The organism is Aeromonas dhakensis (assembly GCF_000820305.1).
Taxonomy (GTDB): Bacteria; Pseudomonadota; Gammaproteobacteria; order Enterobacterales; family Aeromonadaceae; genus Aeromonas; species Aeromonas dhakensis.
The window spans coordinates 81,845-89,882 of sequence record NZ_CDBH01000060.1; the positions used below are offsets into that span (position 1 = coordinate 81,845).

An 8,038-nucleotide genomic window follows, 5' to 3' on the forward strand; every position below is an offset into this window, starting at 1 on the left:
GCTGAGCATCCGCTCCGGCCTGGGCCGAAGCGGATGTAAGTGAGTCACGTTTTGTCGGCAGTGGCTCAACGACTGGCCTCGTCACGGGCCTGGCTCATCTTGCCTGCCAGCGCCTTGAGCGCCTCATTGGCAAAAATATCCTCCAGATCGGTGGAGAGCTTGCGGCGCCAGTTCGGGTACTCGTAACTGGTGCCAGGCACGTTGACCGGCTTGTCCATCTCCAGCCAATCCTCCAGCTGGGTGCTGAACAGGGCGCAGCTGCCGCGAGACATGTGCAGTTGCAGACCGTGGTTGAGCTCGGTGTTCATGCCAACCCAGTTCACGTCGTGGCTGATGTTGCCGGAGATCACCCCGTGGCCGTGCAGGCTGTCGAGAATGCGCTGCTTGGCCTGGTGGCGATCAGCATACAGGGTCTTGAGTACGTCTTCATCTGGATACAAGCCCAGCTCGCGCCCCAGCGCCAGATCGTCACAATGCCAGAAGCCCTTGAGGGTCGGCATGTCGTGGGTGGTCAGCGCCGACATCGCCTGCTCGGCATAGTGCGCCGGGGAGATGAAGCCACCATCGTCCTTGGAGCGCTCAAAGAAGAACACCTTGTAGGAGTGGACGCCGTTCTCCTTCAGGGTCACGTCGATCCCCTCCGGCACGGTACCGAGATCCTCGCCGATCAGCAGACACTGATTGCGGTGGGACTCGAGGGCCAGGATGCCAAGCAGATCGTTGACCGGATAGTAGATGTAGGCGCCTTTGGCGGCCGACTCTCCGGGCGGCACCCACCACAGGCGCAACAAGGCCATCACGTGGTCGATACGCAGCGCGCCGCAGGAGCGCATGTTGGCACGGAACAGATCCACCATGGGCTGGTAGGCCGCCTCGAACAGCTGGTTCGGGTTCATGGGGGGCAGACCCCAGTTCTGACCGAGCGGGCCCAGGATATCGGGCGGCGCACCGACCGAGGCTTTCGGGCAGTAGAGATCCCGGTTGGCCCAGATCTCGGTGGAACCTTCGGAGACGCCCACCGCCAGATCGCGGTAGATCCCCATCACCATGCCCGCCGCCTTGGCACGGGCGTCGGCCCGGGCCAGCTGCTCGTCGGCCAGGAACTGCAGATAGAGGTAGAAATTCACATCCTGACTGTGCTCGGCCATCCAGGCCGCCACTTCAGGATTGTGATAGTCGCGAAACGGCTCCGGCCACACCGGCCAGCCCCAGGCATTCTCGCCCTTGGCATAGAAGTGGGCTTGCAGGGCATCGAAGGCGGCCTGTTGTTGCAGGCTGTCGCCGCCGGCGGCAACGAATGTATCGAAGGCGGCCTGACGCTCGGCACTCAAGCTGGCCTGATCGAACACCTGGCGCAGCATGCCGAGTTTGGTCTCGATGACGCCGGTGTAATCCACGTTGCCCTTGGCACGCAGCTCGCTCAGATGCTGCTGGAAGGCGGGGCTTGCCACTTCCGCCTTGAGACCTGCGTTCCCTTGGAATTCGGGCACGGCCTCCACATCGATGTAGGCCACGTTGAGCCAGCGTCGGGACGAGGGGCTGTAAGGGCTGGCGCTCTCCGGGTTGGCCGGATAGAGGGCATGGATCGGGTTGAGGCCGACGAAGTGGGCGCCCCAGGCGGCCATCTTCTCGACCAGCTGACCCAGATCGCTGAAATCGCCGATGCCCCAGTTGTGGCGGCTGCGCAGGCAGTAGAGCTGCACGCTCGGGCCCCACACCTTGCGGCCATTGGCGATGGGAGGCTGCTTGTAGCATGCCATGGGCGCGACGATGAGGCGCATGCTGGCGAGCGGCTCGTCGTTGCCCTCCTCCAGCAGGAGCAGATCGTGATAACCCAGCTCGGGCTGCACATCCAGGGCCACGCGATAGGCCTGGCACTCCATCTCTTCGAATTCGGCCACGCCGACCAGCTCACCGTCGATGGGGGTAAGCTGACCGGACAACAGGCCGCCCTGCTCCAGCTTGAGCTGCCAGGTGAGGGCGTCGTTGACGAATTCGATGGGCAGACGGACTTCGAGGGTAATGGGCTCGCCGCTGCGGACCACCATCACGGGATCCAGCGCACGCAGCCAGTGCTGGCGGTGTTCCTGCTCAAGCTGCTCGGTCAGGGCCGCCTCGTCATCGACGCGGTAACCCATGGCGCCCAGCATGGCGGCCTTGCTCTCTTCGGATACCTGAGCCGGGTGGCCCCAGGCATCAACATACTCGCTGGCGATACCTTTAGCGGCAGCCAGCTGTTCAATCAGGGTGGTCATAGTTTGAGAATTCCCGCTGTGGATTCTATCTATACTATTTTGATTAATTTTTATGGGTGGTACTTGAACAGTGGCTCTATGGGCCATGCTAAACCGCGCACATTTTTACACATCTGTCTGGCTGGTTGTGTGACCGAGTAGGCACTATTGTTGATAACTGCCACGCCGGTCCCATCGATAGTTATTTCGCCAAAAGCTGGTAGTCAGTTACATAAACAGAAAATAAATTTCACAGTTTTTCATGATATAGCGCAATTTCAGACAGATTGTTGGTTGACTCGCGGGGGAGTTCTAGTAAATTTACAAGCGGAATTTTCTTTGACTACTGAACAGTTAGGTAACCAATTATGACTATCAAAGTAGGTATTAACGGTTTTGGCCGCATCGGTCGCTTCGTCTTCCGTCTGGCTTGCGAGCGCAACGACATCGAAGTTGTTGGTATCAACGATCTGATCGACGTTGACTACATGGCTTACATGCTGAAGTACGACTCCACTCACGGCCGCTTCAAGGGCACCGTTGAAGTCAAAGACGGCAACCTGGTTGTCAACGGCAAAACCGTACGTGTTACCGCTGAACGTGACCCGGCCAACCTGAAATGGGATGCCATCGGTGTTGACGTTGTTGCCGAAGCTACCGGTCTGTTCCTGACCGACGAGACCGCTCGCAAGCACATCGCTGCCGGCGCCAAGAAAGTTGTACTGACCGGTCCGTCCAAAGACGCTACCCCGATGTTCGTAATGGGCGTTAACCACGCTACCTATGCTGGCCAGGACATCGTTTCCAACGCTTCCTGCACCACCAACTGCCTGGCTCCGATCGCCAAAGTACTGAACGACACCTTCGGTATCGAATCCGGTCTGATGACCACCGTTCACGCTACCACTGCTACCCAGAAGACCGTTGATGGTCCGTCTGCCAAAGACTGGCGCGGTGGCCGCGGCGCGGCTCAGAACATCATCCCGTCCTCTACCGGTGCTGCCAAGGCTGTTGGCGTGGTTATCCCGGAACTGAAAGGCCTGCTGACCGGTATGGCTTTCCGTGTTCCGACTCCGGACGTATCCGTAGTTGACCTGACCGTCAACCTGAAGAAAGCTGCCACCTACGCAGAAATCTGCGAAGCGATGAAAGCTGCTTCCGAAGGCGCCATGAAGGGCGTGCTGGGCTACACCGAAGACGAAGTGGTTTCCACCGACTTCCTGGGCGAGCGTCAGACCTCCGTGTTCGACGCCAAGGCTGGTATCCAGCTGACCGACAAGTTCGTTAAAGTTGTATCCTGGTACGACAACGAAATGGGCTACTCCAGCAAGGTTCTGGACCTGATCGCTCACATCTCCAAGTAATTTGGGATAAGCAATCAAGTAGCTTGAAAAAGGCGGCCATGGGCCGCCTTTTTGTATTCTGGACCGGGATTATTCCACCCTTCTCTTCTGAATGTGCGCGAGCACAGGAGTCCTCATGCAACCGACACGCACTCTGACTGCCCACTGTACCCTCAGCCACCACCCGGCAGGCCAGCCGCTGCTGACCATCGACAACGGCTACGCCAGGGCACAAATCAGCCTGTTTGGCGCCCACGTACTGAGCTATCAGCGCCATGATGAACCCGCCTCCATCTGGCTCAGCGACATGGCTGTGCTGGATGGCAGCAAGCCCATTCGCGGCGGCATTCCTCTCTGCTGGCCCTGGTTCGGCCCGGCGCCGGCCCGCGTCGGCAGCGGCAAGCCCTCCCACGGCTTTGCCCGCACCAGCCTGTGGACGCTGGACGGCGTCTCCGATCACGGCGACGGTACGCTCGTCCATCTGTCTCTGCGTGACAACGAGGCCACTCGTCAGCTCTGGCCTCACGCCTTCGAGCTGGAGCTGGATGTGCTGGTGGGCAAGGAGCTGGCCCTGGTACTGACTACCCGCAACACAAGTAAAGAGCCCCTCGTCTACGGCGGTGCCCTGCACACCTACCTGCAGATAAGCGCGCCGGAGGCAGTGAGCGTCAGCGGCCTTGGCGAGCCCTATGCCGACAAGCTGACCGGCCAGAATGGCCAGCAGCAGGGCGCTTTGACCCTGAACGGCCCGCTGGATCGGGTCTACTGGCAGCCAGATGCCCAGGTCAGCATTCAGGATGGCGAGCGTCAGACCCGGGTGGTCAGCGGCAACCACGACAGCGTGGTGGTCTGGACCCCCTGGCTGGGAGGTGCGAGTGCCATGGCCGACATGAGTGATGACGGCTATCGCACCATGCTGTGCGTCGAGGCGGCCATCGCCAGCGAGACAGGCGTGATCGTCGCCCCCGACGAGGAGCACAGCTTCTCCACCGTGATTATCTGAGCCGGATGAGGTTCAGATAAATAAAAAGGGCTCCCGCGGGAGCCCTCCTTGCATCTCTTCACCACCCCTGTCAGGCATTGCCCTGGGTCTTGAGCTTGAGCTCGGCGGCGAAGTCAAGCATGCGGTCGAGCGGGATCAGAGCCTTCACCCGCAGTGCCTCATCCACATGGATCTCGTGGCGCTCGGCGCCGTCGGTCAGGGCCGACTTGATGGCCACCAGACCGTTCATCGCCATCCAGGGGCAGTGGGCACAGCTGCGGCAGGTGGCACCATCGCCACCGGTCGGCGCTTCCACCATCTCCTTCTCCGGGCAGGCCTGCTGCATCTTGTAGAAGATGCCGCGATCGGTCGCCACGATGAGCTTCTGCTGGGGCAACTCCCTGGCCGCCTTGATCAGCTGGCTGGTGGATCCAACCGCATCGGCCAGTTCGATCACCGAGGCGGGCGATTCCGGGTGCACCAGCACGGCGGCATCCGGATTCTGCTCCTTCAGCTCGCGCAGGGCGCGGGCCTTGAATTCGTCGTGGACGATGCAGTGGCCCTGCCAGCGCAGCATCTCGGCCCCCGTCTTCTTCTCGATATAGGCTCCCAGGTGACGGTCAGGGCCCCAGATGATCTTGTGACCCTGGCTGTCCAGGTGCTCGACGATCTCCAGCGCGATGCTGGAAGTGACCACCCAGTCCGCCCGCGCCTTGACCGCCGCGGAAGTGTTGGCATAGACCACCACGATGTGATCGGGATGGGCGTCACAGAAGGCGGAGAACTGCTCGATGGGGCAGCCCAGATCGAGGGAACACTCGGCCTCCAGGGTCGGCATCAGCACCCGCTTGTGGGGGCTCAGGATCTTGGAGGTCTCCCCCATGAAGCGCACGCCGGCGACGATCAGGGTCTGCGCCTCATGATCGCGACCAAAACGGGCCATCTCGAGGGAGTCACCGACGAAACCGCCAGTCTCCTCCGCCAGCGCCTGGATCTCGGGATCCGTGTAGTAGTGGGCGACCAGCACAGCCTTGCGCTCCTTGAGCAGTGCCTTGATGTCTGCGATCAGGGTCGTCTTCTGCTCGGCGCTCAGGGGAAGGGGCTTGGCCGGAAACGGATAGTCCATCTCGACTGCCGGCGGGACATTGTTCAGTGCATTGCTCATTGCGACTGTTCCATCAACGCTTGGAAAGGCAAAAATTATAACCAGAAGCCGTGCACAAACCCATCAACAAATCAGGTGCCGTGCAAGCGTCCGAATATACTCATGTCATTCGTTGTCATTCTTGCCAAAGGAGTAGTCGGATGAAACAACGTTCACTCAAGACCAAGCTGCTGCTGCTCACCATGGGTCTGTTTATCGCCAGCGGCCTCGCCATGACCCTGATGCAATCCTCCTCGCTGAACTCCCTGCGCAACGACATAGTGAGCCAGACCCGCCAGGCGCTGGAGCAGGAGGTATCCCGTACCCTGCAATTTCAAGCCGAGCGCTATGCGGTGCAGATAGCCGCTCTGCTGCAACAGTCCTATCAGGTGCCGCTGGGCATGGCAGCTCAACTGGAGGGCAGCATGGCTCAGCCTGACGGGCTGCTGAGCCGTCCCCAGGTCGAGATGCTGCTTCGCAGCCGTCTGCAGCAGGCCGGCGGCATCAGCTCCATCTACGCCCAGTTTGAGCCCGACGGGTATGACGGTCAGGATGCCAGCTGGATGGCCGGCGCCTCCCACTCCGTCGCCAGCAAGGGCAGCCTGGAGATTTATTTTACCCGGGATCAGGGGGGCCAGATCAGCCAGCAACCGGTGGATGCCGCCAGCAGTGCCGCCAAATACGACACCTCGGTCAACGAGTTCGGCATTCGCAACAGCGAGTGGTACCTGTGCGGCCGCGACACCCTGCGCCCCTGCCTGATGGAGCCCTATCTCTACGAAATCAGCCCGGGCAACCAGATGCTGATGACCAGCCTGACGGTGCCCATCCTGAAGGCGGGCAAATTTGTCGGCATCACCGGCGTCGACATGAACCTCCCCATCTTCCAGCAACTGGCCGAGAGCCTCGGCAAGAGCCTTTACGACAACCAGGCCGAGGTCACCCTGGTCAGCAAGATGGGGCTCATCGTCGGCAGCAACCGCCACGCCGACAAGCTGGGACGACCGTTGACGGAAGCCGGCCTCACGGCTCCTACCGGCCAGGCACAGAGCACGGAGAGCGACTTCATCCTGCAGCAACCGGTCAGGATCGATGCCGCCGACAGCCAGTGGTGGCTGATGATCAAGGTGCCCAAGGCGCTGGCCCTCAGCCAGGCCAACACCATCAGCAACCAGCTGGGCGACCTGCTGCAGGCCACCCAGCAGCAGCAGTTGATCGCCATCGTCGTCGTCACCCTGCTGGCGCTGGCGTTGCTCATCTGGTTCATCCAGAGCATCACGGCTCCCCTCTCCCTCATCAGCCGCCATGTGTCTCACCTCGCCAGTCACGAGGGAGACCTGACCCAGCAGATGAAGATAGACACCCACCAGGAGCTGATCGAACTGGGTGGCCACCTCAACGCCTTCCTCGGCAAGCTGCGCGGCATGGTACAGGGCAGCAAGCAGATTGGCCAGCAGGTGCACCAGCAGGCCAGTGGCATGAAGCAGACGGCCGATACCATGCGCAGCAGCCTGGATGAGCAGAGCCTGGAGCTGGAGAGCGTGGTCAGCGCCATGCATCAGATGAGCACCACGGCGGTCAGCGTGGCGGGTTATGCGGAGCAGGCGGCTCAGGAGTCTGAGACGGCGACCCACCACATAAGCACGGCCCAGCAGACCCTGAGCCGGGCCCGCAACGAGATCCACACCCTGGTCGAGGACATGCATCAGGCCGACAAGGCGGTCGCCCAGGTCGCCCAGCGCAGCGCCAATATCAGCCGCATTCTCGACGTGATCAGGGCCATCGCCGAACAGACCAACCTGCTGGCGCTCAATGCGGCCATCGAGGCGGCGCGGGCCGGCGACATGGGGCGCGGTTTTGCCGTGGTGGCAGATGAAGTACGGGCCCTGGCCAACAAGACCCGGGAGTCCACCGACGAGATAGGTCAGCTCATCGGCAGCCTGCAGACCGAAGTCAGCAGCAGCCAGCAGTTGATGAGTACCGGCATCGCCCGTTCGGCCAGCACGGTAGAAGGGACGGAGCAGGCGTTTGAAGCCCTCAACCAGGTGGTCACCCAGATCCAGCAGATCCACGACCACATCAGCCAGGTGGCCACGGCGGCCGAGCAGCAGAGCGCCGTCAGCGACACCATCAACCAGAACCTGATGCGGATCGGCGATGCCGCTACCACCCTGGGGCAGGAGGCCAATGCCAGCCACCGCCTGAGCGAGCAGCTGGAACAGGCCGCGACGGCGCTGGCCAACCAGCTCGAGCGGCTGAGAACCTGACGCCGAACAGCCATAAAAAAAGCCCGCATTGCTGCGGGCTTTTTCAATCTGGTGGTCGTTACTGGGAT

5 protein-coding genes are annotated in these 8,038 nt (G+C 61.4%); 3 read left to right on the forward strand and 2 right to left on the reverse strand.

The window, feature by feature from the left end:
- Positions 1-65: 65 nt before the first annotated feature.
- Entirely contained in the window at positions 66-2,255 is a 2,190-nt protein-coding gene (malQ, locus tag BN1143_RS16145) for a 4-alpha-glucanotransferase (RefSeq protein WP_042051383.1), read from the reverse strand.
- Between the two features lie 347 nt (positions 2,256-2,602).
- Here malQ and gap point away from each other — a divergent pair, with 347 nt between their 5' ends.
- Together gap and BN1143_RS16155 are read left to right on the forward strand one after the other, a co-directional pair.
- A complete protein-coding gene (gene gap, locus BN1143_RS16150; RefSeq protein WP_005304894.1) occupies positions 2,603-3,598 on the forward strand; it encodes a type I glyceraldehyde-3-phosphate dehydrogenase in 996 nt (331 codons plus the stop codon).
- Positions 3,599-3,713: 115 nt separating this feature from the next.
- Complete coding sequence (locus BN1143_RS16155) at positions 3,714-4,580, forward strand: D-hexose-6-phosphate mutarotase (RefSeq protein WP_042051384.1); 867 nt, start codon at positions 3,714-3,716, stop codon at positions 4,578-4,580.
- Between the two features lie 70 nt (positions 4,581-4,650).
- Here BN1143_RS16155 and nadA read toward each other — a convergent pair whose 3' ends face one another.
- On the reverse strand, positions 4,651-5,724 hold the full coding sequence (gene nadA, locus BN1143_RS16160) for a quinolinate synthase NadA (RefSeq protein ID WP_042051385.1): 1,074 nt from the start codon (positions 5,722-5,724) through the stop codon (positions 4,651-4,653).
- 140 nt (positions 5,725-5,864) lie between these two features.
- Between nadA and BN1143_RS16165 the strand changes: the two genes are divergently transcribed.
- Complete coding sequence (locus tag BN1143_RS16165) at positions 5,865-7,970, forward strand: methyl-accepting chemotaxis protein (RefSeq protein WP_042051386.1); 2,106 nt, start codon at positions 5,865-5,867, stop codon at positions 7,968-7,970.
- Positions 7,971-8,038: the final 68 nt, after the last annotated feature.